Raw genomic sequence first — 23,628 nt, 5'->3', positions numbered from 1 at the left:
TTAGAACTCCCAGATGTGTGTGGCAGCCTTGCGCAGACCGTCGCGCGATGCCTGTTCGGCATCGACCGGCGTGACGTCGAAACCCAGCTTGCCGAGAGCGGCCGCGTAAAGCCGGCCCAGGGCGCCGGCGGCGACGAGTCGCACGGGGTGCTGCAGGCCGTGCTGGCGCATGGCATCGACGATCTCGGCGCCGATCAGCAGGCCCGACAAGCGGGCAGCACCATCGGCCTTCTGCTCGAAGCCCAGCAACTGCGCGGCGCGTATGCGAAACAGCGAGGCAGTCAGGCCGGTCGGCTCCGCGCGGGCCATGGCTAGCCCGTCATGGAACGCCTGGCAGTCGCGGGTGAGGCTTCGATCCGACTCCACGGCGTGCGCCAGGATGCTGTGCCGCGAGAGGGTGGAAAACAGTTCCCCCGTCATATAGGTGGAGAAACCGGCGACGCGACCCGCCTCGATCCGCACCCACTTACAGTGCGTGCCAGGAATGCAGGCCAGGCCGGAGAAATCTGGTTCGGTCACGCCGAGCAGTTGGGTTTCTTCTCCCCGCATGACATCGGGGTGATCGGCCAGAGCATGTGCAATACCGGGCAGGATGCGTACGTCGCCTTCGGTATCCACCCGGATGGCGCCTTCATGCAGCGCGTCCAGCCGCGTGGGCGTATGCAGGTAGGGCGCCTCGGCCCAGCCTTGCCTGGCGCCAGCCATCCCGCAGATCAGCACCGGCAGGCTCCGGGCCGCGCCGATCTGGTCGAGATGCTGCCGCAGCACCGGAGCAAAGCCGGCACGTGCGCAGTGCAGCATGCCTTCGCTTCCGCGGCTTTCATGAAGCGGCACGCCCTTGACGGACATGAGCCAGCAGCGAATGCTGCTGGTGCCCCAGTCCACGGCGACATAGGCGGGCGCATCGGCGGCTGCGACCTGGAGCAGGCTCAAGTGATCACCCCCGACTGCCATGGAACGAATTCGTCCTGCCCGTAACCAAATGCCTCGCTTTTGGAGCGGGTGCCCGAGGCGCAGTCGAGGATCATTTGGAAGATCTCCTCGCCGAGTTCCTCGACCGTGGCCGTTCCGTCGACGATGCTGCCGCAATTGATATCCATGTCGTCCTGCTGCCGGTTGTACATGGCCGTATTGGTGGCCAGTTTGAGCGACGGCGAGGGAACGCAGCCGAAGGCAGAGCCGCGACCCGTGGTGAAGCAGATCAAGTTGGCCCCAGATGCAACTTGGCCCGTCGCGGAGATCGGATCGAAGCCAGGAGAGTCCATGAAGACGAAGCCCTTGGCCGTGACGGGTTCGGCGTATTCGTACACATCATTCAGAGTGGTCGTTCCGCCCTTGGTGACGCCGCCCAGCGATTTCTCCAGCACGGTGGTGATTCCCCCCGCCTTGTTGCCTGCCGATGGGTTGTTGTTCATTGCGGCGCCATTGCGCGCGCAATAGTCCTTCCACCACTGCATACGCCGGATTAGCTTTTCGCCTACCTCCTGGCTTACAGCGCGCCGGGTGAGCAGGTGCTCAGCCCCATAGACTTCGGGCGTTTCGGACAGGATGGCCGTGCCGCCATTGCGCACCAGCCGGTCCACCGCCGCGCCCAGCGCAGGATTGGCACTGATGCCGGAGTAGCCGTCCGATCCGCCGCATTGCAGGCCCACAGTGAGGTGGGATGCAGACACGGGCTCACGGCGCACGTCGTTGACCAGCGACAGCATGGCCTTGACCTGCTCGATGCCATATTCGATCGTCTTGGCTGTGCCGCCTCGCTCCTGGATGGTGAACGTGCGCAGCGTCGATCCGGTGCTGAGGTGGCCCGTGGCCAGGATTTCCGGAATCTGGTTGGCCTCGCAGCCCAGGCCGACCATCAGCACGCCTCCGAAGTTCGGGTGGTTCGCATAACCGGCCAACGTGCGCCGCATCATGGCCATGGCGTCGCTGCGCACGTCCACGCCGCAGCCAGTGCCGTGGGTGAGCGCGACGACACCGTCCACGTTGGGAAAGTCCGCCAGCGCTTCGGGCCGCAGATCGCGCCGGAAGTGGTCGGCGATCGCGCGCGCCACGCGGGCTGAACAGTTGACGCTGATCAGGATGCCGATGTAGTTGCGCGTTGCCACACGGCCATCCGGGCGGACGATGCCCATGAAAGTGGCAGGCTTTTCCACCATGGCGGTGGGCCGTGCGTCAACGCCAATGGCGTAGTCGTTGGCCACGTCGGTCATCGCGAGATTGTGGACGTGCACATGTGCGCCCGCCGCGATGTCGGTGCTGGCAATGCCGATGATCTGGTGGTACTTGCGCACAGGCGTGCCGGCTGGGAGGTCGCGCACAGCGATCTTGTGCCCCGGGGGAATGTCCTCGACGGTCGTGACTTGAAGGTCGGGAAGCGGTGTGTCAGCCGCGATCGGCTGGGTGGCAATCACGACATCGTCTTCTGGACGCAGTCGAATGAAATGAAGGCTTGGCATGTGATGCAAAGAAAGTATGTTGAAGGGTTGCTGATGGCCTGCTGCTGGCACATCAGCAGAAAGCAATCACTGGGCCGGCAACACGCCGGGCAGATCTACGTCGTGATAGGTCTTGTAGATGGTGCGCAGCTTGCCGTTCGCGAGGTTGTCGGCGACCCATTTATCCAGCCAGGACTTGAGCGCCGATTCGTTCTTGCGCAGACCGATGCCCAACGGGAAGGTCTTGAGAACCATCTGCGGCACGATCCTGCGATTGGGGTTCGCTGCATTGACCGGTGCCAGCAACGATGGTGCGACGATGTAGATGCTTTGCTGACCGCTAACAACAGCATTGGTCGACGCTGCGTTGTCGTCGTAGCGCACGATCTTCATCTTGGTCATTCCACTGTCTGCTGCAGCTTTGGTGATGATCTGATCGTTGGTCGAGCCGCGAGTGACGGCGACTTCCTTGCCATTCAGATCTTTCAGATCGGAAACTTTCAGGCCGCCCGTGGTGGCTACCGCGGCCTGGATGACGGCATACGGCGTCGAAAAGTCGACCGTCTGCTTGCGCTCATCGGTGATCGAAAAACTGGCAACCACAACATCGACCTTGTTGGTCATCAGATACTGGATACGGTTGGCAGGCGCAATGGAGACGATCTTGAGGTTGACGCCGAGATCCTTGGCCAGCAGTTGCGCGGTTTCCACGTCGGAGCCCACCTGCTTCATCTCGCTGTTGACCATGCCGAAGGGCGCCTGGCCAAGATCGACACCAATGGTGATCGTGCCGCTTTGCTTGATTTTTTCCAGTTGATTCGCGTGGGCGCTAAAGGCTGTCGTGCCGATGGCCGCCGCGGTGAGCAGAGAGAACAGGTTGCGAGTGAAGCTCATGTGGGTCTCCTTGATGAACGAACGGGTTGTTATGATGTGCGTGTCGAAGGCCTGCGGTCACAGGCCATTGGCGATGAACTGCTGGAGTTCTGGGGTTTGCGGGGCGTCCAGCATCGCACCTGATCCCATTTCATGGACCTTGCCGTCGTGCATGAAGATGACGGTGTTCGCCACGCGGCGGGCAAAGCTCATTTCGTGCGTCACGAGCACCATGGTCATGCCCTCACGGGCCAATTGCTCCATGACCTTGAGTACCTCGCCCGTCAGTTCCGGGTCCAGCGCAGAGGTGACCTCGTCGAACAACATCACCTTGGGCTCCATCGCAAGCGAGCGGGCGATGGCCACACGTTGCTGCTGACCGCCGGACAATTGTTCCGGGTAGGCATCGAACTTTTCGCCGAGGCCCACCCGCGAGAGCACACGATGCGCGCGTTCCACCGCGTCGGATTTGCTGGCCTTCTTGACCCAGCGGGGAGCCAGCATGATGTTCTGACCCACGGTCAGGTGCGGAAAGAGGTTGTAGCTTTGGAACACCATACCCACATCCAGGTGCAGGCTCCGCAACGCTTTGTGGTTGATTTCCTCACCAGTCAGATGGTGGGAACAGATGGTGATGTCACCGGCCTGGATTCTTTCCAGGCCGTTCATGCAGCGCAGGGCCGTGCTCTTGCCTGAGCCGCTGCGACCGATGAGCGCCACGACGTGGCCGGGCTGGACGTCGAATGAAATGCCATCGAGCACCTTGTTGGAGCCGAAGGATTTGGAGACGTTGTTGAGCTTAACGATGGGAGACATTGAGTCGGTTCTCCAGCTTGCGGCTCCACCAGGCGAGGGGGAAGCACATGAGGAAGTAAAGAGCGGCCACCAGGATGAATACTTGGAATGGCTGGAAAATCGAGTTGTTGATCAGCTTGCTGGTGTATGTCAGGTCGGCGACTCCGATCACCGAAGCCAGCGAGGTGTTCTTCACGATCTGCACCATGAAGCCGACCGTGGGTGGCGTGGACAGACGCAGCGCCTGCGGCACGATGACCAGCCAGAATCGCTGCGCGGGGCTAAGGGCCAGGCACTCAGCAGCCTCCCATTGCGTCTTGGGAACCGTCAAGATGCCGCCGCGCCAGATTTCGCCAAAGTACGCGCTGGCATAGACCGTGATGGCCAGGCTGGCAGCAGCAAATGGAGGTAGTTCGAAGCCCAGCAGCGAGAGCCCGAAGTAGGCCAGCATCATTTGCACCAGCAACGGGGTTCCCTGGACGATCTGCACGTACAGTAGTGCCAGCGTGCGCACGGCCCGGTGGGGCGCGACGCGCGTCACGGCAACGAGCAGTCCCAGAAGCCCCCCTCCGACGAAGGCGACGAGAGCCAGGCCCATCGTCCACAGCGCCCCGACGAACAGGGCTTCCATTTGGAAAGACGTCAACATGCGGTAGCCCTCCTCAAAGCGGTGTGCCCAGGCGGCGTAGCCGTGGAAAGACGATCGGCGCCAAAAGCGCCAAGGCGCTCCGCACCAGGATAGCCAGCAGGATGTAGAGCGCCGCGACAACCAGATAGACCTCAAACGAGCGGAAGGTCACGGAGTCGATTCGCGCTGCGATCGACGTCAATTCCTCCGCCGAAATCTGCGACACGACGCTGGTTGTCAGCATGATCAGGATGAACTGGCTGGTCAGCGCCGTATAGACGCGCTCGGTCGCCGGCGGCAGCACGATCAGCAGCAAGGCCTGCAAGCGCGACAGACCAAGGCACTGGGCGGCCTCCAGCTGCCCCTTCCTGATCGACTCGATGCCTGCCCGCATGATTTCGCAGGTATAGGCGCTGATGTTGACAACGATTGACAGGACAGCGCAGAAATTTGCGCTGAGCTTGAGTCCCAGCGATGCCAGTCCGAAATAGATCAGGAACATCTGCACCAACAGGGGCGTGTTCCGAATCACTTCGACGTAGATGCCGCAGCCACCGCGAAGCCAGACGCGGGGGGAGGTGCGACCGATGGCCAGCAGCGTCCCCACGAAAAAACCCAACACGATCGTCACCACCGAGAGTTGGAGGGTCAGCCACAAGCCCCTGAGGAACTCTGGCCAGTACGCGGCGAGAAAGCCGAAGTCAAAGGTGTAAGCCATAGAGGGGTGCGCTCAATGCGCCCTGTACGGCAGTTCTCTAGATTTGTTCATATGTTGTTCTTGTCTCCTACATTTTGGGATTTATTGAAGATCAGGGTATCTACCGATACCGCTGAAATCATGTTTGTGATGAGAGATGTTCCTCAAAATACAGGCATATCCAAGATGAAGGCCTCATGATGCTTGCAGTTGGAGGGGACATGGCGAACTTTATCAACGCAATTCCACAATTGCAATATATGGTTTATACTCCCAATATATGGGAGTCAATGAACGGATGTGACCCGTGTTTCTGTTGTGGCCCTGGGGGCAGAATGCGCAAAAAAGGATGAACAAGATGGATGATCAAACCGTACTTGGAACGCAATCACTGGCGCGCGCCTTGGGCGTGTTGGATGCAGTGGCCAGGAACTGTGCCGACCAAGCAGCCATTGGCTCAGCCATTGGAACTACACGCAGCACAACCAGCCGCTTGGTCTCGTTCCTGCAAAAGTCGGGGTTTGTGCGTCATGTGGAAGGGCGCGGCTATGTGCTTGGTGCACGGCTGATCGAACTGGGTGCGATCGCCCTGTCGCAGTTGCCGCTGACTACTCTGGCGCGACCCGTGCTGGACCGGCTATCGCAGCAAACGGGCGAGACGATTCACCTCAGCGTGCGCGAGGGTGATCAAATCATGTACGTGGAAAAAATCTCTGGCACCAAGGGGCTGGAGATGCGCTCGCGTGTTGGCTTGCGCAAGCCCATGGCCAATACGGGCACCGGCAAGGCTCAGATGCTGGACTTGTCCGAAAAGGAGTGGGCTCGCCTGTATTCTCTGGCCCATGGGGAGATCATCTCGCAGATCACTCCCCCACAAGGGTTCTTGCCGTGGGCCGAGTATTTGGAAGTCATGCGGGCCTACAAGGCCATGGGCTATACGATGGAGATCGAAGAAAACGAAAACTCCGTCTGTTGCGTCGCTGCTCCAATTCGCACTGCTGGTGGAGACATCGTGGCCGGCCTGAGCGTGGCCGGCGTCACGTCCTACATGCCACGCCAGCGCATGGATAGCCTTGTGCCTGTTGTTGTCGACGCGGCCGAAGAAATTTCCCGTGAGCTCGGGTTCCGTCAGAAGGCCAACGACCGTTGACGTGTATGCGCCCGCAACACAGTTGTGCCAGTGCTGGGTTCGGCGTCGACATGGCGTTCTTCGTCACTGGGCGGTCATCCACGACCTCTCGAGGGCGCGTGAAGACGCGTTCAACAGCAGGGGCCAGGCCCGCCACCAACTCAGGGGCTTCTTGCTGCGTCATGACAATCGCTACACCAGCAAGACGTCGTGGAGCATTGCCTACTACCGCTGGCTTCCTCGCCTGTCGGCGCCGATTGAATTCTGACCACGGATAAGTTTTCGGTCGGCGACAGTCCATATCGTTATGTCCTTTCTCCCAATGGGATTTCACTGAGCGGGCTATGCCGCCCTTCCTAACTCGAATTCACCCGCCCGCCCGTCACGACGCATGCGACACCACACATGACCAGCGCGATGCCGACGATGGTCAACCACGCAGGCACCTCCTTGAGCACGACTATGCCGATCAGGACAGCCAGCGCTGGCGCGAGCGCGCCGAAGATCGCCGCCCGAGGTGCCCCCAACCGGCGCACCGCCTCCGTGTAGAAATACATGCCCAGGATCGCGACAGCGATGCCTTGCGCCACGATCTGGAACGCCACCGCCGCAGGCGGTGCCGTGAAAATCTGCGGCTTCTGCCAAAGCCGTATTTTTCTGCGGAGTCCGCGGACCTCGGTAGATATGCAACAAGTCAGGGGGCGCAGGATCATGCAATTCTCTGGGCGCGGCGATACGTCGATGCTCTGATCGCGTCCATTGGTCAGTAGGAAGCGGCGCCAAGCCGTTTGTGCCGACCAGCCTTGTACGCAGTGGTGTCGCCGGGAACCGCTTCCTCCGCGCCTGACTGCGAACCCACTGCGCCCCGCGCGTGCCAATCGATCCTAGCGATCTCCCCGACAACATTGACGCCCAGAAGGCTTTGGTGTTGGCACAGCGGGAATCGATCACACTCATGGAACAGACCTTGGCAGTCCGCTCCATGGAGATTGAGCAGCTCCCGTGAACTTTGTAAGAGCACTCCCCTCCGCAGGGTCCGGCTCTGCCTTGCCACGGAAGCGATCAGAACCTCGACGCATTAGTCAAGAGAACCTCCCGTAGGCTGTCGAACGGTTACCTGTTCCACGCGCACCATCCGTGCGCTAAGGCATGCGCCGCTGTAGCGCAGCGATCAGTTGGCGGCGCGCAGACGTACAAAAGGCGCTTGATCTCCGGGCCCGGCGTGGCGGCTACCAGCCCCGCCTGCGCACCCGCACAGCGTCCTTGTCCCACGGCGCCCACTTGGCCCGGTCAATCGCGTAGCTTCACCCCACCCGGAATTGCTCCGCCGGCTGCCCGCGTTGACAGCCCGCTGCAGCCAGGCCGGCATCTCGCCCCGCCCGGCCCACTTCTGCCCTTTGGCGTTGCGGTAGGTGCGCGCCGGCGCGAGTGCCTGCGGCGGCAAAGCAGCTGGTGGCCTGCAGGTTGGCCAAGGTCAGTCCGTGCCTGGCCATCTGCACACGGATCCACACCGTGGCTGCAGCGCGCTCGATCTCAAGGGACATAGGTATAACGTTTTGGGAGTCGGGCAAGAGAACATCACGGTCAAATCGCCGGCGGCACTGGTCGTCGGCCTGATGCGGCCAAAAACGACCTTCCGGCAGCGAAACCTCTATTGTCAATTTGATCTGTCTGAGCTGCCTGCAGCTGAGCTGGAGAGTCTCGAGGCAAAGGCATCCAAGTTAGGCGACTATGTTCTCGCCGGGCGCTTGATGCGGGAAATGGATTCGGTATGGACAGAGTAAGCACTTCCCCCTGGCATCCCATTGGCTACTCCAGCGCGTATCCACCCATCGGCCGCGCCAGCGAGGTTTCTGCCTGATCGCCGCCGATGCGGCCACTCCCCGCCTGCTCCTGAGCAGCCAGATGATTAGAACCCCTCCTCATCCCTTGAACGGTCACATTATTCTGGGTCTTGAAGTCGATGCAACTCGATATCTTTGCTCACAGCCGCGACGTGATGCTACGCAATGATGTTGCCGACGCCCTGCAGCGCCGTGATGCGGTTGCTGCGCGTGGTGCGTTGCAGCTATTGCGCAGCGAGTGTCCTTGCGACGATCTTCTTCCTACCCTTAGTACGCTGACTCGGGCCGTCGAGGATCAAAGGCCAGAGCGTTTTAGCGACCACGATGCTACGAAGTGCGCATAGCGAGATCACCTGCGAGGTCGTGCCATTTTGGCGAGCGCTCGCGCACGCAGACTGATGAATCCCGAGGCGCAGGCCCTGATTCAGCAGCACTGGGCGGATGGCGTCGGCGATGCGCGTCAGGAGCTGGTGCTGATCGGCATGGGCATGGACGAAGTGGCGCTGCGCCGGCGCTTGGACGATTGTCTGCTGAGCGACGCCGAGATGGCCGAGGGCCCCGCGGCTCGGGCGCGCTACACGGATCCCTTTCCCGTATGGGAATAGGGCCACCACGAATAACAATCGCGCCTCGCTCACACGGGCGGGCGTCTCAACATAGAGAGAGAACATCCCATGAATGTCCACCTGCCCGATGTGGCCCTGACCGAGCGTTCGGAGACTCATCTGCCGCTCGACTGGGTGGGTATGGAGGGCATCGACCTGCCGATCCGATTGGACGAACCGAGCGTCGACGTCCATCCGGTCCACGCCCGCTGCGATGTGTGGGTCGATCTGCCCGATCCGCAAGCCAAAGGCATTCACATGTCGCGCTTGTACCGGCTGCTGGACGAATTCGCGCAGCGACAGCTCCTGAGCCCGGTGTCCTTGACGCAACTCCAGCACCACGCGGCCAACCATCAGACCAATTGACGGCGAGCTGCGCCCATACTTCGTTTCCCCGCCATCCAGGGCAAAGCTGAGCGTCTTCTCCGCAATCGGCGGTGGTTCCTCTCCCGCCTGCCGGCCAAGGCGCTCCGCGGTAGTGCCGTCGCCTTCCGCGACCTCGATCGCTTCAAGTCGATCAACGACCGCTTCGGCCACCCCGTGGGGGACCAGGCGTTGGCCGCCCTCGCCAGAGCTGTTCAGGGCAGTCTGCGCACAAGTGATGCCTTCGCCTGGCTCGGCGGCGAGGAGTTTGCGCTCTATCTGCCCAAATTTAGCACGGACAGGGCCGCGAAATTGCAATTGCAGAGCGCTTGCGAAGCGCGTTGAAGGCATGGTCGTCGATACGGCCAACACTCATCACGGTCACGGTCAGCATCGGCGTCGCTTGGGTCAACGCAGACGACGAGCCCTGAGATCAATGGATTCAAGCTGCAAATAGTGCCTGCTACGCTGCTAAGCGGGACGGTCGCAATCGCGTGGCGCGACATGTCGGGGAAACGGTGCTGTCACGTTCGGAAGGCGGCCACGTAAGATGACGGGATGACGAAGACCAATTGCTCTATCACGGCCACCGGTTCCCGGCGGCGGTCATCAGCCACGCGGTGCGCTGGCATTTTCGCTTCAACCTGAAGCCGTGCGACATCGAGGAACTGCTGTTCGAGCGCGGTGTGGTCGTTACCTACGAGACAATTCGCGGCTGATGTGACAAATTTGGCGCCAGCTATGCCCATCGCGTGAAGTCCGCACGACGCAACCCAGGCAGCACCCGGCATCTCGATGAGATGTTCGTAACGCTGCGCTGCGAGCCATATCTGCTGTGGCAGTGGTCGATGAGCACGGCGCCGAACTAGAGATCCTGTTACAGAAGCGGAGCGACAAGGCTGCCGCCAAACGCCTCTTCCTGCGCGTGCTTCACTCATGTCCTGCGCCACGCAGATCGTGACCGATCAGTTACGCAGCTACCCGGCTGCAATGGCCGACACTCCAGAGCTGGCCAGCGTCAAACACGTGTTCGTGAAAGCGGCCGCACGGGTAAACAATCGAGCCGAGAACAGCCACCAGCCGACCCGCGAACGTATGCAGGCTTTCCTTTCGAACTTCGGTCTGATCCGAGAACACTTCGCGCTGAAACGGCATATGCTTGCTCGCTTCACTCTATCGCAAACACCTTGCAGCGAGATTCGCTGCACGAATTCACTGAAGTGGCCCAAAGTCCGTCAGCTGCCTTCTGATCAGTGATCCCACGTGCCGCTGCCTTGCCTCGCTATCGGCAAGTTGACAGCGCCGTGGCTCATTATCCTCTTGTAAGAAGGCTGATCTCAGCCCCCGCTTTGGCGGACTCTCGTAAATGGGGGCGATTGTCCGAGTCGTGCAAAAAATGGGGCTTTGACCCTAAAATAGTATTATCTATCAATGACTTGCATTTCTTTGTTTTGAGAAAACGCGTGTGGCTGCGGCTTTGTGCTCTACAGAGCATAAGCGCGTATCTTGGTTAGCTCCCTAGCTGGCGATCGTCGATAGCCAGCCAGCAGGATCCCTTGGGCCGCCCGTTCATCATCCAAGCGACGCATTCGCGTTCCCGTTCAAAGTTCGCTAGATCGCGCGGCAGGTCCGCGGTCCGGGGCTGTAACGGGGTCGTGCCGACCACGCTGGCATGGGCGCGGAACCGCAGGCCTTGATTAAATCGTAAGTTCGCAAGCCGCCGAAGGCAAAGGTGGGCCCGATGCGCCGCTGTAGCAGCTGTGGATTCGAGAATCCGGCAGGCGCCAAGTTCTGCGAGGAATGCGGCGCCAAGCTGGTTCATGTCTGCCCGGCCTGCGGGCATAAGACCAGTGCGAGCGCCAAGTTCTGCAGCGAATGCGGCGCGCCATTGAGCGGGGCAGGTCGCGGTAACGCGTCAGCGGCCAGCGCCCCCATAGACTACACGCCTCCCCATCTGGCCGAGCGTATCAGGGCCGCCCAGGCCGCGATGGAGGCGCGGGGCGCGACTGAGGGCGAGCGCAAGACCATCACCGCGCTGTTCGCCGACATGGCGGGCTCGACCGCGCTGATCAAGGATCTCGACCCCGAAGACGCGCGCTGCCTGATCGACCCGGTGCTGGCGCTGATGATGGAGGCCGTGCACCACTACGAAGGCTATGTGGCCAGGTCGATGGGCGACGGCATTCTGGCGTTGTTCGGCGCGCCAATTGCACACGAGGATCATGCGCAGCGCGCCCTGCTGGCAGCGCTGCGCATGCAGGAGGACATGCGCCGCTACGCCGACCGCATGCGCCAAACCCAGGGTATCGCGCTGCAGATCCGCGTGGGCGTCAATTCGGGCGAGGTAGTGGTGCGCGCGATCCGCACCGAGGATCTGCACACCGACTACGATCCGGTAGGCAACTCTATCCACATCGCTTCGCGCATGGAGGGCGTCGCAGTGCCCGGCTCAATCGTTGCGAGCGAAGACACGCACAAGCTGGCCGAAGGCTATTTCGCATTCAAGGCGCTCGGCGCGACGCCGATCAAGGGGCTCAGCGAGCCGCTGCCCATCTTCGAAGTACTGGGCCTGGGCCCGCTGCGCACCCGGCTCCAGGTGTCGGCCAGCCGCGGGCTGGCGCGCTTTGTCGGCCGAGTCCGAGAGCTCGAGCAACTGCGCGAGGCGCGGGCGCGGGCGCAGGCCGGGCACGGGCAGATCGTCGGCGTGGTCGGCGAGCCGGGGGTCGGCAAGTCGCGGCTGTTCCACGAGTTCAAGCTGCTTGCGCCGCGCGATTGCCTGGTGCTGGAGACCTTCTCGGTCTCGCACGGCAAGGCCTATCCGTACCTGCCGCTGATCGATCTGCTGAGGAACTACTGCCAGATCACGGGGCAGGACGACGAGCGCCTGCGGCGCGAGAAGCTCACCGGCAAGCTGCTGACCCTGGACCGCGCGCTGGAAGACAGCCTGCCCTATCTGTTCCACCTGCTGGGGGGCACCGAGCCGAGCTCGGCGCTAGCGCAGATGAACCCCCAGATCCGCCGGCAGCGCACTTTCGAGGCGATCAAGCGGCTCTTGGTGCGCGAGAGCCTGGCCCAACCGCTGGAGCTGATCGTCGAGGACCTGCAGTGGCTCGACGGCGAGACCGAGGCCTTCCTCGGCTTTCTCGGCGAGAGCGTGGCCAACGCCCGCATCCTGCTGCTGGTCAATTACCGGCCCGAATACCGGCACGACTGGAGCCGCAAGGGCTACTACAGCCAACTGCGGCTCGATCCCCTAGTCGGCGCCGAAGCCCGGGAACTGCTGCGAGATCTGCTGGGCAAGGGCGCTGGGCTCGCGCCGCTCGAGCGCCTGATCCTGGAGCAGACCGAAGGCAACCCCTTCTTCATCGAGGAAGTGGTGCAGACGCTGATCGAGGAGCAGGTGCTGCGCGGCGAGCGCGGGCATTACCGGATCGAGCAGATCCCGACCGCCCTGCACATCCCGACCACCGTGCAGGGGGTGCTCGCCGCCCGCATCGACCGCCTGGAGCCGGCCGAGAAGGCGCTGCTGCAGACCCTGGCGGTGATCGGCAAGGCATTTTCCTGGAGCCTGCTCGCGCGCGTCGTCGAGCAGCCCGAAGACGCGCTCAAGATCCTGCTGAGCCGGCTGCAGGCCGGGGAGTTCATCTACGAGCAGCCAGCGTTTCCGGAGGTAGAGTTCAGCTTCAAGCATGGGCTGACCCAGGAGGTCAGCTACGGTTCGCTGCTGATCGAGCGGCGCCGTGTGCTGCACGAGCGCGCGGGCCAAGCGATCGAGGCCCTGTACAATGACCAGATCGAAGAGCACTGCAGCGAGCTGGTCCATCATTTCAGCCGCAGCGGCAACGCGGCCAAGGCGGTGGAATATCTGCATTGCGCCGGGCGCCAGGCGGTGCAGCGCTCCGCCGATGCCGAAGCGATCGCCCACCTCACCAGGGCCCTGGCCTTGCTCGAGACCCAGCCCGACACACCCGAGCGCGCGCGGCAGGAGCTCGCGCTGCAGATCACCCTCGGCCCGGCCTGGATGGCCGCCAGGGGGCACGGTGCCCCGGAAGTGGAGGCGACCTATACCCGGGCGTTGATGCTGTGTCGACAGCTCAGGGATACGACCCAGCTCTTCCCCTCCGTGCTGGGGCTGCGCCTGTTTTATATAGTCCGTGGCGAGTTGCGGACCGCACGCGAGCTGGGGGAGCAACTCCTTGCGCTGGCCGAGAAGGCGCAAGACCCCGCGTTGCTCGTAGAAGCCCATCGGGCATTGGGGGCCAGCTTATTGAGTCTCGGCGAGCTGGAACCTGCCCGCGCGCAGCTGGAGCAGGCCCTGGCCCTCTATGATCCTCGGCAGCATCACTCGCCTGCCTTCTTCCTGGAGCCCGGCGTGCTCGGGCTGGCCTTCGTTGCCTTGGACCTCTGGCTTCTCGGCTATCCGGATCAAGCCCTGGCGCGCAGCCAGGAAATGCTCGCCCTAGCACAGACCCTGTCCCAGCCTCTTGCCTGGGCCGCTGCCTTGCAATTCGCCGCCGAGCTTCATCTGCACCGCCGCGAGGCGCAGCCGACCCGCGAGATGGCGGAGGCACTCCTAGCGCTCGCGACCGAGCACGGCTTCCCGTTCTGGTTGACTTGGGGAACCATCCTCTCGGGCTGGGCGCTAGCCGCGCAAGGGCGCGCAGCAGAGGGCATCGAAAGGATGCTGCAGGGCTTGAGCGGTTACCGAGGCACCGGGGCGGAGCTTTGGCAACCTCATTTCCTGGCGCTGCTGGCCGAGGCCTATGCGAGAGCGGGGCAGGCCGAGGCAGGGCTCAAGACGCTGGCTGAGGCGCTGCGCCTGGTGGAGCGGACGCAGGAGCACCTGTACGAAGCAGAGCTGTACCGGCTCAAGGGGGAGCTGACGCTGCTGCATGTCCGCGTGGGGGAGGAGGCCAGCCGCCGGGACGAGGCCGAGGCCTGCTTCCAGCAGGCGATCGCAATCTCCCGCCGCCAGGGCGCTCGGTCGATGGCGCTGCGCGCGGTGATGGCTTTGAGCCGGCTGTGGCGGCGGCAGGGCAGGTCGGCCGAGGCGCGCGAGATGCTGAGCGAGGTCTACCAGGGGTTCACCGAGGGATTCGACACATTGGACCTGGAGGAAGCCAAGACGCTGCTTGCCGAGCTCGATTGAAGCGTGCACCAGGGCAGGGCCATGCTCCGGCGGCCCTGGTGCAAATCGGAGGGGCCGGTGGGTTACGCTCAGGTTTTTTGACGAGCGCGAGCCCGCAATGAGTACGCTGAGAGACATCGACTGGTTGTTCAACGGGGCGGCACTTCGGCCGCGAAGTCATCGTCCTGTGGATGCGTTGGTACCTGCGTTACAAGCTCAGCCTTCGAGACCTCGTTGAAATGATGGCCGAGCACGGCCTGTCGCTTGCGCACACGACGATCATGCGTCGAATCAAACACTTCACGCCGGAGTTCGTCAAGCGCTGGGATCGGTTTGCGAGATCCGATGTTCGTTCATGGCGAGTCGATGAGACGTATATGAAAATCCGTGGAAAATGGCTCAATCCTCAATCTTTACCGTGCAGTTTGGCGTCAGGTGGACCTTCCCGCTGTCAGCCTGGGGCCAGACGAAGCGACCTCGTTCCAGGCGCTTTGCCAACAGACAGAGTCCGTCCCCGCTCCACCACAAGACTTTGATGAGGTCGCCACGCCGGCCGCGGAAGACGAAGACGTGTCCACTGTATGGGTCTTCGGACAGCAGGATCCGGGCCTTGGCCACCAACCCGTTGAAGCCGCAGCGCATGTCGGTGATCCCCGCGGCCACCCACACACGTGTTCCCGCAGGCAAGCCAATCATCGTAGTGCCTCGATGAGTTCGCGCAGACCGTCCACGCCAACATCATGCATCACAATCCTGCCCTTGGGCAGATGGAGCTCAACGGTAGCTATCGTTCCGTGGGACGAGGCCCGTTGTGAGTGGGAACTGGCTGTCGCTGCGATGCAGACCGGAACGAACTCTGCACCCGCCTGCCCCATCGGTCCATACATGCCTCGCTCGTACTCGCGACGCCATCTCGCCAGTTGGTTGTGGTTCAGATCGTGCTCGCGCGCGAAGCGCACTAGTGACAGCAGCGACGACAGCAGCGCCTGGACCATCTGGCACTTATATTCCGCCGAGAAGCGGGACCGCAAGTGACCGCTTAGCAACCGCCCCGAACGCCCCCACCAGTGCATTCTCCGTATTGGTCAGCGAGGCCATCACCAAGGGATATCGCAACGAAGAACGGGATTCCGTCACATCGATATAGACCACGCCCAGTGCCTGCACCCTTGTCATGGCCCTGGGCACAATGGCAATGCCCAAGTTCCCGGCGACCAGTGTGATGATGGTCTGCATCTGCGACGCTTCCTGAACCACGCGCGGAAAAAATCCCGCGCGCTGGCAAGCCGCCAGAATCACCCCCGAGTAGCCCGGCCCTTCCGCGAAGGGGAACGCGACGAAGGCTTCGGCCTTCAGTTCTTCCAGTCGCAGGCGTTTGCGCCTGGCCAGCGCATGCGCCGCCGGAACGGCGACCACCAGTGTTTCCTCGCACAGGATATCCAGGCTCAGGTCCTTTGGCTCATACACCGGCGGCACCACGATGGCGACATCCGTATCGCCGCGTCGCAGCAGCTCCAGCTGTTTGCCGCTGCTCTCGCCTGTCAGTATCAGCTTGACTGCGGGGTACTCCTGCTGGAATCGCCTGAGGATGTCCGGCAGCACGTCAAGCGCCGCGCTCGGCACGAACGAAAGCCGCAAGGTCCCGAACATGCCGCTAGCCGCACGCCGCGCCGATTCGACCGCGATCTCGGCCTGGGCAATCGTCCTGCGCGCCTCCACCAGGAAGACTTCCCCGGCCGGGGTCAATCGCACCATATGCCGGTTCCTCTCAAGCAGTTCGGTGCCAATGGTTTCTTCCAGCTTCTTGATGGCCACTGTCAAGGGCGGCTGGGACATGTGCAACGCCTCGGCCGCGCGCCGGAAGCTCAGCAGCTCGGCCACGGCGACAAACTGCTGAAACTGGCGCAAGTCGATCACGGTGATTCACTTCATGTATCAAGGACAGCTTTGAATAGTATTTGGAATATCAGGGCTTTGCAAACTACAGTGAGCCCATAGAGCAAAAACGCAATAGCCCCACAGGACCACACAATGCGCCCCTCCCTGCTTGAAGAACTCACTCCCGTTCCAAACCCATACCCCATCGTCTCCACCCTGGCCTACGAAGATGTCTGGGGCCTTTGCGAGCAGGCCCGTGCGCTGGCGTGGGACCCGACGCAGATCGACTACTCGGACCTGGAGCAGGCCGACATTCCTGCGGAAGTGCGCGAGGCTGGCGGCGAGTGGTGGAGCCTGCGCGCCTGGATGGAGCACGGCGCCATTCCCTACGGCGCCGAGCGCTTGCGCGATGCGATCTTCGAGCACCAACCGTTCGAGGTGAAGCAGCACGTCGTCAACTTCATCACCGAGGAACTGCGCCACCATGAGGCCTCGTTCCGCGTAGCGCGTGCCATATCCGGCTACCAGGAGTCGCCGCGCTCGGACTACTTCCGCGCCATCATCCCCCGCTTCCACGATGAGCGCGATGAGAAGCAGATGAGCTTTTTCGCCGGCCTGGCGGTGAACACCTTGTTCGAGCAGCTATCCGGCGAACTGCTGCAGGCCCGCTACGAGAACGCGCGCTTTACGTCCATTAGGACGGCCTGCAAACTGATCCTGCGCGACGAGGCGCGGCATATCCAGTTTGGACGCATCATCATGCGGCGTTTCTTCTCGGAAATATCGGCGGACGACAAGGCACTGCTCGGGCAGAAATTCGCCAAGAAGCTGCGCGGCAGCCTGCTCAATGGGGTCTACGCTGTCGTCAACCTGCCAGAGGACGAGCAACGGCGCGCAGGCCGGGCACGCGCCCTCGCTGCCGAATACGGCCTGGGCGCCACGCATCCCGAACAAGAGATGGCGATCATTAAGCGCTCGCTGGACGAGATCCGCGAAGACGTCGGCTGCCATGGCGTGGAGATCCCGGCTATTGCCGAAGTCGACGAAGGCAAAGTCCCGCTGCTGTCCTGAGCCTTCCGCGCCGAGCGCGCGTCATTCTTCCTCTGCCTTGCTTATGCTGACTTCTCTTTACCGGCTGCTTGCACTCGCCGTAGCGACTACCACACTGGCCTTGCCTGTGCCCGCCGCCGCGCAGGATTTTCCGGACCGCGCCATTCACCTCGTCGTGCCCTATCCGCCTGGCGGCACCGCCGACATCCTGGCCAGGCTGCTCGCGCAGCGGCTCGCCGAACGGGTGGGCAAGCCTGTGGTGGTGGACAACCGCGCGGGTGCCGGCACCGCCATCGGGAGCAAGTTCGTGGCCCAGGCAGCTCCCGACGGCTATACGCTGCTGATGGGCACGGTCAGCTCGCATGCGATGAACCCCGCGCTCAATCGTGGCGTGGGCTATGATCCGCTCAAGGACTTCACGCCGATCTCCCGCGTGGCATCCGTGCCGTTTGTCGTGCTGGAAAACCCGTCGGTGCCGGCAAAAACCATGGGAGAACTGATCGCACTGGCGAAAGCCCGCCCCGGCCAGATCACCTATGCATCGGCTGGCGCCGGCACCTCGAACCACCTCGCGGGCGAGCTGTTGGCCAAGGCCGCCAACATCCAGTTGCTCCACGTCCCGTACAAGGGTAGCGCGCCTGCCCTGGCCGACCTGCTTGGCGGCCAGGTCAACCTGATGTTCGACCTCCAGGTCACCGCCAAGGCCCAGATCCAGGCCGGCACCGTCCGCGCCCTGGCCGTCACAGGAGCGCACCGCAGCAGCTTGCTACCGGGCTTGCCCACGGTCGCCGAGTCTGGTGTGCAGGGCTTCGATGTGACTGCCTGGTTTGGAATCTTCGGGCCGGCCGCCATGCCCGCCCCCGTTGTGGATGTCCTCAACCGGCATCTCGTCGCTGTCCTCAGGTCCCCTGAGGTGCGCCAGCAGTTCGCCGCGCAGGGTGCCGAGATCGAATGGAGCAGCCCCGAGGCGTTCAATATCTTCGTGCAAAGCGAGTACACCAAATGGGGCGGCTTGATCCAGAGCAAGCACCTGGCGGCGCAGTAGACCATGCACGCCCCATCGGCCTCCGCCCCCGAGCGTTACCCATCCTTCAAGGCTGCCGTGCATGGCAGCGAGATGGTCATCGCATCCCAACCGCTGGCCGCGCAAGCGGGGCTCGACATCCTCGCGTGCGGCGGCAATGCGGTGGACGCAGCCATCGCTGCGGCAGCCGCCATCGCGGTGGTAGAGCCTACCAACAACTCGATCGGCGGCGACGCGTTCGCCCAGGTCTTCGCTGGCGACAAGCTGTATGGCCTCAATGCCAGCGGCCGGGCACCGATGGATATCGACGTCGCTCGTCTTGCCAGGCTGCCCGCGATGCCGCAGCACGGATGGGATAGCGTCACCGTCCCCGGCGCTGTCTCCGCCTGGAGCGCGCTGGTCACGCGCTTTGGCCGGCTCGATCTCGCTACCGTGCTGGAGCCCGCGATCCGGTACGCACGAGCCGGCTTCCACGTCTCTCCCAGTGTCGCGCAAAAGTGGCGGGAACAGGTGCCCAAGCTGCGCAGCCAGCCGGGCTTCGAGGCGGCGTTTCTCCCCGGCGGCGCAGCGCCCGTGGCCGGGGCGCTGTTCCTGCAGCCGACGCTTGCGCGGACGCTCGAACGCGTGGCGCGCACCAACGGCAAGGACTTCTACACCGGCGAGACCGCCAGGCGAATCGCCTCGTTCGCCCGCGAAACGGGCGGTGTCCTTAGCACCGAAGACTTACGCCTGCACGCACCCGAGTGGGTCGATGCCATACAGGCGTCATACGGCGCGCTGCAGGTAAGCGAGTTGCCGCCAAACGGTCAGGGCGCGGTAGCGCTATTTGCGTTGGGCGTGCTCGCGCATCATGATGTTGCGCGCTTGCCGGCCGACTCGGCGGCCTCGCTGCATCTCCAGATCGAGGCCATCAAACTGGCGTTTGCCGAAGTCGGGCCGTTGATCGGCGACACGGACTGCGCGATCGGGCAGGTACGCGACCGCTTGCAAGCCCCCTGCCTTCAGGTCGCCGCGGCACGCATCAATATGCGGCAAGCTTCGGATTTCGGCCACACGTTCGGACCACTGGCGGGCACGGTCTACCTTGCGGCAGGCGACCGTGATGGCATGATGGTCTCGCTGATCCAGTCGAACTACATGGGATTCGGCTCGGGGATCGTGGTGCCCGACGCCGGCGTTTCGCTGCAGAATCGCGGCGCGTGCTTTTCCACCGACGCCGGTTCTCCGTCTTTCCTCAGGCCCGGCAAGCGGCCCTTCCATACCATCCTGCCGGGATTCGCCTTCGCCGGCGGCGGCGAGCCGATCGCCTTCGGCGCGACCGGTGGCACATTCCAGCCGCAGGGCCACGTCCAGATGATGGTGCGCCTGTGCGATTACGCGCAGAACCCGCAGGCCATTGTCGATGCACCCCGCTTCAAGGTCGGGCCGGGGCGGCAGGTGGTGCTGGAACCCGGTTTTCCTGCCGAAACCATCTCGGGCCTCACCGCCCTGGGCCACGACGTGATCGCCAGGAGCGAGAGCACCTGGGACTTCGGGGGCATGCAGATCCTGCTCAGGAAGCGTGGCTCGTATGTCGGCGCCAGCGATTCCCGCAGGGATAGCCATATCGCGGTCAGATAGGGGCGCCCGGCGATCCTGCCTGGTGGAAGGTGCCCTGCGAGTGGATCTGGCAGGTCAGCATATGGGACACATTGCACAGGCCGATGCAACGCGGACGCACCAACTGCAAGCCCATCATGGAATGCGTGCGCTATCTCACCCCGAGTGCACCGAAACCGAACTGATCTGTGACGATGTTGCCGTGCCGTCGGCGCGGGGTTCCGGGGTTCTTACGTCGACGAAGCGACCCCGGCATCGCATGCGTGCGCTAGGCGACTGGATCCATTGCTCCCCGTCGAACCGCCACGGTCACCACTGCAGCCACCATCGTTGCGCGCCGTGCTTCCTGCGTCCTGCCCCTGATGTTGCCCTACGCTCCTGAATTTACCTAGGGAAAGGCTGATTGTGCGACACGTGCTGCTGCCCATAGCGTGTCGAACGCCAAGTAGTAAGGGCGGCAAAGCTCGTTCTTGTCTTGTCGCGTCCCAAGCACCGAAGGAAAGCGTTCGGAACCGCGACCTGTTGTGCGACCAACAGTTGCCTATCCAGACATGCTCAACTGGTAACGGCTGGGTATGCAGCTTTGGAGACAACGTGCCTCTCGATTGACCGCTCACCCCGGTGACGGAGAGGGTCGACGCTGCCAGCCGCCGTGCGGTGTGAGGTGCCAGGCAAGTTCCGCATGCATAACGTAAGTGAATTGTTGATAAACCTCGTCATTTCCGAAGGGCCAAAACGGCTGACAGGCCCTGATCAAAAGGCGTGCAGCCGGTTACTCATCTAATCAGAAGGAGCACGTCGTCACAAGCGCTGCCGGGGGAAAGACAAACGCTAAACGGATAGGCCAGGGAACGGTCTGGCCGGCAAGAATGGGAACGTGGTAAGCCCGATTCTCTGCCAAGATTCAGAACATCGAATCGTTGGCAGGCAACCCGCGAGGGATGCTGTTGGGGAAGCAGGTAAGAGATCGCGGAAAAGGCGAATGCCGCTCTGTAATGGAACGGATAGGGGGTCGAACTTTGCCCCAACTTCTGCGTGGTGCGGCTGTCGCAGGCCCATATTTGAGGTTCGACGTAGGGAAGCTTGGAAGAGGCTGCTGTATTGTGCAGTTCAGCGCCCTCGTCTCAGCAATGGGATGGACCAACGAAATGGCGTTCGCGAAGGTCTTGTGCAGTATGGCGAGACCGGCGTCAATTGATGATGCTTTAGCTGTGCTCGAGCCGTTTGCGGTGAAAGTCGCTTTTGGGGAGGGGGCGGCAGTGATGCCGTCTCCTTACCCGCATAATCAGCGCGACAGTCATCGTTGAGTGGCTTGTAAGCGTTGTCATGTGCATGCCCAAGAGATGAGTCGGTGATGAAGCGACAGATTAGTTTTGCGGATGCGGGGAGCCACGGCAAGAAGCGGGTGATGCGACGCCAGCGCGTCCTGACAGAGATGGAAAGCGTGGTGCCGTGGTCGCGGCAGATTGCGGCCGTCGAGCCGTACTACCCCAAAGGGCAAACGTGGACGGCCGCCGATCGGACTGGAGCGAATGCTGCGCATTTACTTCCTTCAGCAGTGGTACGGGCTGTCGGACGAGGCGCTGGAAGACGCGCTGACGACAGCATGGCGATGCGGGCGTTTGCCGGGATCGACCTGGCAGTCGAAACGGTGCCAGACGCGACCACGCTGCTGAAGTTTCGCTGCCTGCTCGTCGAGCATGAACTGACGCGAAAGCTGTTCGACGAGATCGGCATCATGCTGTGCGAGCGGGGGCTGATGATGAAGGCAGGCACGATAGTGGATGCCACCATCATCGAGGCGCCACCGTCGACCAAGAACAAGGGAAGAGCCGCGACCCGGAGATGCACCTGGCAAAGAAAGGCTATGCGTGGCACTTTGGCATGAAGGCGCATGTCGGCGTGGATGCGGCTTATGGAGAAGCTGGCGCGCTATCGCGAGGCCTACGGCCTGCCGCCGATGCATTGCCAAGCGAGGATATCCCAGCGTGCTGCCGATCATTGGCAAGGAGAAACCTTGTCGCACGGCGCGCTGCACCTGGTGCTCAAGGAGATCTTCGCGCTAGCGGCCGAGCGCCTGCGCGCGCGCGGCCCGGATTGGGAAAGCCGGGGCACGGTGCTGGCCAGTGCCTCGGCGCGCTGCGCCATACGGCGGGTTCGCATATGACCGACCAGCAGGCGGACCTGCGCATTGTCAGAGACAATTTCGGGCACGCGTCCATCTCGACCACCAGCGCCTAGCTCCATACGGAAGACGATGCTCGTCACGCAGGCGCGTCACCGGATTGGATGGAAGCGTTAGGGCTAGACCGCCCCCCCTGGCTCAGGTTGAACCGGAAGTACCAGCGCACCGCCCAGCTGATGACCACCGCCGGGAAGCCGTGGCCGTGGTAGAGCGATTTCGTCTTCATCATCGCACCATCTTACGCGACTGTCCCATCATGCCAGAGGGAGTCAACACCGTCATCATTTCAATCGGCGTTGGCGCAACTTGTCGGCTTCGGCAAATGCCCGCTACCGTGTGATCTCAGAACTGCGCTTCGCTCAACGCATTGACCGGCACCGCGCCCGCCACGATGGCATCGCGCAAACCCGATGCCTGTGACAGGATGTGCTCCGCGAAGAAATGCGCCGTCGAGATCTTGGCGTCGTGGAAGGACGGATCCTCGCCACGCTTCGCATCCGCCGCGAGCATCGCGCGGCCAAGCTGCCAGCCCGAAAACACAATGCCGCAGAGCTTCAGGTAAGGCACGCTGCCGGCAAACACGGCATTCGGGTCCGACTTGGCATTGGCCACGACGAACGCCACGACGGTCTCCAGCGCGGCGCGCCCCTTGGCCAGTTGCGCCTGTGCCGCGGTAAATGCCGCGCCACCATGCTTGCCCAGCGCTGCCTCGGTCTCGGCAATCTGCGCGCAGATCGCACGGGCCACCGCGCCACCGTCGCGCAGCGTCTTGCGGCCGACGAGGTCGTTCGCCTGGATCGCGGTCGTGCCTTCGTAGATCGGCAGGATGCGGGCATCGCGATAATGCTGGGCCGCGCCGGTCTCCTCGATGAAGCCCATGCCGCCGTGCACCTGTACACCGAGGCTGGTCACATCGATCGACAATTCGGTGCTCCAGCCCTTGACGATGGGCACCATGAACTCGTAGAACGCCTGGCTTTGCTTGCGCACCGCGTCGTCGGCATGCTGGTGCGCCGTGTCGCACGCGGCCGCGGCCACATACGCTACCGCGCGCGCGCCTTCGATCAGCGAGCGCATGGTCATCAGCATGCGCTTGACGTCCGGGTGATGAATGATGGTCACAGCTTCGCGTGCGGAACCATCGACCGGACGGCTTTGCACGCGCTCGCGGGCAAAATTCACAGCCTGCTGGTAGGCCCGCTCCGACACGGCGATGCCTTGCATGCCGACCGAGAAGCGCGCCGAGTTCATCATGATGAACATGTATTCCAGGCCGCGGTTTTCCTCGCCGACCAGCGTGCCGATGGCGCCACCGTGGTCGCCGAACTGCAGCACGGCTGTGGGGCTGGCCTTGATGCCCAGCTTGTGCTCGATCGACACGCAGTGCGCATC

Annotated in this window: 20 protein-coding genes and 7 pseudogenes; 13 read left to right on the top strand and 14 right to left on the bottom strand. The window is 62.8% G+C overall.

The features are described 5' to 3' along the window. From AC07XB_RS25010 to AC07XB_RS24985, 6 genes are all read right to left on the bottom strand, one after another. Positions 1–933, bottom strand: a complete 933-nt coding sequence (locus tag AC07XB_RS25010; protein ID WP_492829807.1) for a 2-dehydro-3-deoxygalactonokinase — start codon at positions 931–933, stop codon at positions 1–3. Beyond that, on the bottom strand, positions 930–2,459 hold the full coding sequence (locus tag AC07XB_RS25005) for a UxaA family hydrolase (RefSeq protein WP_492829884.1): 1,530 nt from the start codon (positions 2,457–2,459) through the stop codon (positions 930–932). Before AC07XB_RS25005 ends, AC07XB_RS25010 begins: the two co-directional genes overlap by 4 nt. Before the next feature lie 66 nt (positions 2,460–2,525). Next, positions 2,526–3,332 carry a transporter substrate-binding domain-containing protein gene (locus AC07XB_RS25000; protein WP_492829809.1) on the bottom strand — a complete coding sequence of 269 codons (807 nt, stop codon included), beginning with the start codon at positions 3,330–3,332 and terminating at the stop codon, positions 2,526–2,528. A 57-nt stretch (positions 3,333–3,389) separates the two neighbouring features. Beyond that, positions 3,390–4,127, bottom strand: coding sequence for an amino acid ABC transporter ATP-binding protein (locus AC07XB_RS24995; protein ID WP_492829811.1), 738 nt, complete (start codon positions 4,125–4,127; stop codon positions 3,390–3,392). Then, a complete protein-coding gene (locus AC07XB_RS24990) occupies positions 4,111–4,737 on the bottom strand; it encodes an amino acid ABC transporter permease (RefSeq protein WP_493688110.1) in 627 nt (208 codons plus the stop codon). The genes AC07XB_RS24995 and AC07XB_RS24990 overlap by 17 nt, the downstream gene beginning before the upstream one ends. A 31-nt stretch (positions 4,738–4,768) precedes the next feature. After that, a complete protein-coding gene (locus AC07XB_RS24985; RefSeq protein ID WP_492829815.1) occupies positions 4,769–5,452 on the bottom strand; it encodes an amino acid ABC transporter permease in 684 nt (227 codons plus the stop codon). A gap of 328 nt (positions 5,453–5,780) precedes the next feature. On the opposite strand from AC07XB_RS24985, the gene AC07XB_RS24980 reads away from it, so the two are divergent. Beyond that, positions 5,781–6,581, top strand: coding sequence for an IclR family transcriptional regulator (locus tag AC07XB_RS24980; RefSeq protein WP_492829817.1), 801 nt, complete (start codon positions 5,781–5,783; stop codon positions 6,579–6,581). Between the two features lie 335 nt (positions 6,582–6,916). Here AC07XB_RS24980 and AC07XB_RS24975 read toward each other — a convergent pair whose 3' ends face one another. Then, positions 6,917–7,273, bottom strand: a complete 357-nt coding sequence (locus AC07XB_RS24975; protein ID WP_492829819.1) for an EamA family transporter — start codon at positions 7,271–7,273, stop codon at positions 6,917–6,919. A gap of 458 nt (positions 7,274–7,731) precedes the next feature. Continuing rightward, the gene (locus tag AC07XB_RS24970; protein ID WP_492829821.1) at positions 7,732–8,004 is read right to left on the bottom strand and encodes an H-NS family nucleoid-associated regulatory protein; all 273 of its coding nucleotides are present in this window, start codon (positions 8,002–8,004) and stop codon (positions 7,732–7,734) included. A 121-nt stretch (positions 8,005–8,125) separates the two neighbouring features. On the opposite strand from AC07XB_RS24970, the pseudogene AC07XB_RS24965 reads away from it, so the two are divergent. From AC07XB_RS24965 to AC07XB_RS24955, 3 pseudogenes are all read left to right on the top strand, one after another. Further along, positions 8,126–8,344: pseudogene (locus tag AC07XB_RS24965) on the top strand (PHA-granule associated protein 4); the annotation flags it as partial. Between the two features lie 491 nt (positions 8,345–8,835). Beyond that, a pseudogene (locus tag AC07XB_RS24960) lies at positions 8,836–9,009 on the top strand (GTP-binding protein); the annotation flags it as partial. A 69-nt stretch (positions 9,010–9,078) separates the two neighbouring features. Further along, positions 9,079–9,300: pseudogene (locus AC07XB_RS24955) on the top strand (GTP cyclohydrolase, FolE2/MptA family); the annotation flags it as partial. Between the two features lie 12 nt (positions 9,301–9,312). Here AC07XB_RS24955 and AC07XB_RS24950 read toward each other — a convergent pair. Further along, positions 9,313–9,435, bottom strand: a pseudogene (locus AC07XB_RS24950) (DUF2846 domain-containing protein); the annotation flags it as partial. Between AC07XB_RS24950 and AC07XB_RS24945 the strand changes: the two are divergent. From AC07XB_RS24945 to AC07XB_RS24930, 4 genes and pseudogenes are all read left to right on the top strand, one after another. After that, on the top strand, positions 9,391–9,717 hold the full coding sequence (locus AC07XB_RS24945) for a GGDEF domain-containing protein (RefSeq protein WP_494752805.1): 327 nt from the start codon (positions 9,391–9,393) through the stop codon (positions 9,715–9,717). The pseudogene AC07XB_RS24950 and the gene AC07XB_RS24945 sit on opposite strands and share 45 nt — an antisense overlap. Before the next feature lie 213 nt (positions 9,718–9,930). Beyond that, positions 9,931–10,622 (top strand): annotated as a pseudogene (locus AC07XB_RS24940) (IS6 family transposase). 491 nt (positions 10,623–11,113) lie between these two features. Next, positions 11,114–14,521: an adenylate/guanylate cyclase domain-containing protein gene (locus AC07XB_RS24935; protein WP_492829822.1), complete on the top strand. Its 3,408-nt coding sequence runs from the start codon at positions 11,114–11,116 to the stop codon at positions 14,519–14,521. A 97-nt stretch (positions 14,522–14,618) separates the two neighbouring features. Further along, positions 14,619–14,898: pseudogene (locus tag AC07XB_RS24930) on the top strand (transposase family protein); the annotation flags it as partial. 1 nt (position 14,899) lies between these two features. On the opposite strand, the gene tnpB reads toward AC07XB_RS24930, so the two are convergent. Genes tnpB through AC07XB_RS24915 form a run of 3 tightly spaced genes read right to left on the bottom strand, consistent with a single transcriptional unit; the run spans position 14,900 to position 16,417 of the window. Continuing rightward, entirely contained in the window at positions 14,900–15,196 is a 297-nt protein-coding gene (tnpB, locus tag AC07XB_RS24925) for an IS66 family insertion sequence element accessory protein TnpB (protein ID WP_492829823.1), read from the bottom strand. Further along, complete coding sequence (gene tnpA / locus AC07XB_RS24920; RefSeq protein ID WP_492829825.1) at positions 15,193–15,495, bottom strand: IS66 family insertion sequence element accessory protein TnpA; 303 nt, start codon at positions 15,493–15,495, stop codon at positions 15,193–15,195. The genes tnpB and tnpA overlap by 4 nt, the downstream gene beginning before the upstream one ends. Before the next feature lie 7 nt (positions 15,496–15,502). Continuing rightward, positions 15,503–16,417, bottom strand: a complete 915-nt coding sequence (locus AC07XB_RS24915; protein WP_492829827.1) for a LysR family transcriptional regulator — start codon at positions 16,415–16,417, stop codon at positions 15,503–15,505. A gap of 114 nt (positions 16,418–16,531) precedes the next feature. Between AC07XB_RS24915 and AC07XB_RS24910 the strand changes: the two genes are divergently transcribed. The 5 genes from AC07XB_RS24910 to AC07XB_RS24890 all read left to right on the top strand — a co-directional run bounded on the left by AC07XB_RS24910 (position 16,532) and on the right by AC07XB_RS24890 (position 22,218). Beyond that, entirely contained in the window at positions 16,532–17,449 is a 918-nt protein-coding gene (locus AC07XB_RS24910; protein ID WP_492829829.1) for a ferritin-like domain-containing protein, read from the top strand. A 43-nt stretch (positions 17,450–17,492) separates the two neighbouring features. After that, positions 17,493–18,473 carry a Bug family tripartite tricarboxylate transporter substrate binding protein gene (locus AC07XB_RS24905; protein ID WP_492829831.1) on the top strand — a complete coding sequence of 327 codons (981 nt, stop codon included), beginning with the start codon at positions 17,493–17,495 and terminating at the stop codon, positions 18,471–18,473. Positions 18,474–18,476: 3 nt separating this feature from the next. After that, complete coding sequence (locus tag AC07XB_RS24900) at positions 18,477–20,072, top strand: gamma-glutamyltransferase family protein (RefSeq protein ID WP_492829833.1); 1,596 nt, start codon at positions 18,477–18,479, stop codon at positions 20,070–20,072. Positions 20,073–21,405: 1,333 nt separating this feature from the next. Beyond that, positions 21,406–21,939, top strand: coding sequence for a transposase (locus tag AC07XB_RS24895; protein WP_492829835.1), 534 nt, complete (start codon positions 21,406–21,408; stop codon positions 21,937–21,939). A gap of 27 nt (positions 21,940–21,966) precedes the next feature. Beyond that, positions 21,967–22,218 (top strand): hypothetical protein, encoded by a 252-nt coding sequence (locus AC07XB_RS24890; RefSeq protein ID WP_492829837.1) that lies wholly within the window; start codon positions 21,967–21,969, stop codon positions 22,216–22,218. A 154-nt stretch (positions 22,219–22,372) separates the two neighbouring features. On the opposite strand, the pseudogene AC07XB_RS24885 reads toward AC07XB_RS24890, so the two are convergent. Together AC07XB_RS24885 and AC07XB_RS24880 are read right to left on the bottom strand one after the other, a co-directional pair. Then, positions 22,373–22,465, bottom strand: a pseudogene (locus AC07XB_RS24885) (IS6 family transposase); the annotation flags it as partial. A gap of 113 nt (positions 22,466–22,578) precedes the next feature. Next, positions 22,579–23,628 (bottom strand): acyl-CoA dehydrogenase family protein (locus AC07XB_RS24880; protein WP_493688111.1); only part of this gene is annotated, 1,050 nt, incomplete at its 5' end.

This window comes from Cupriavidus sp. GW821-FHT02F09, assembly GCF_059421605.1.
The sequence above is the reverse complement of the archived record's forward strand: the minus strand, read 5'-3'. Positions and strand labels throughout refer to the sequence as shown.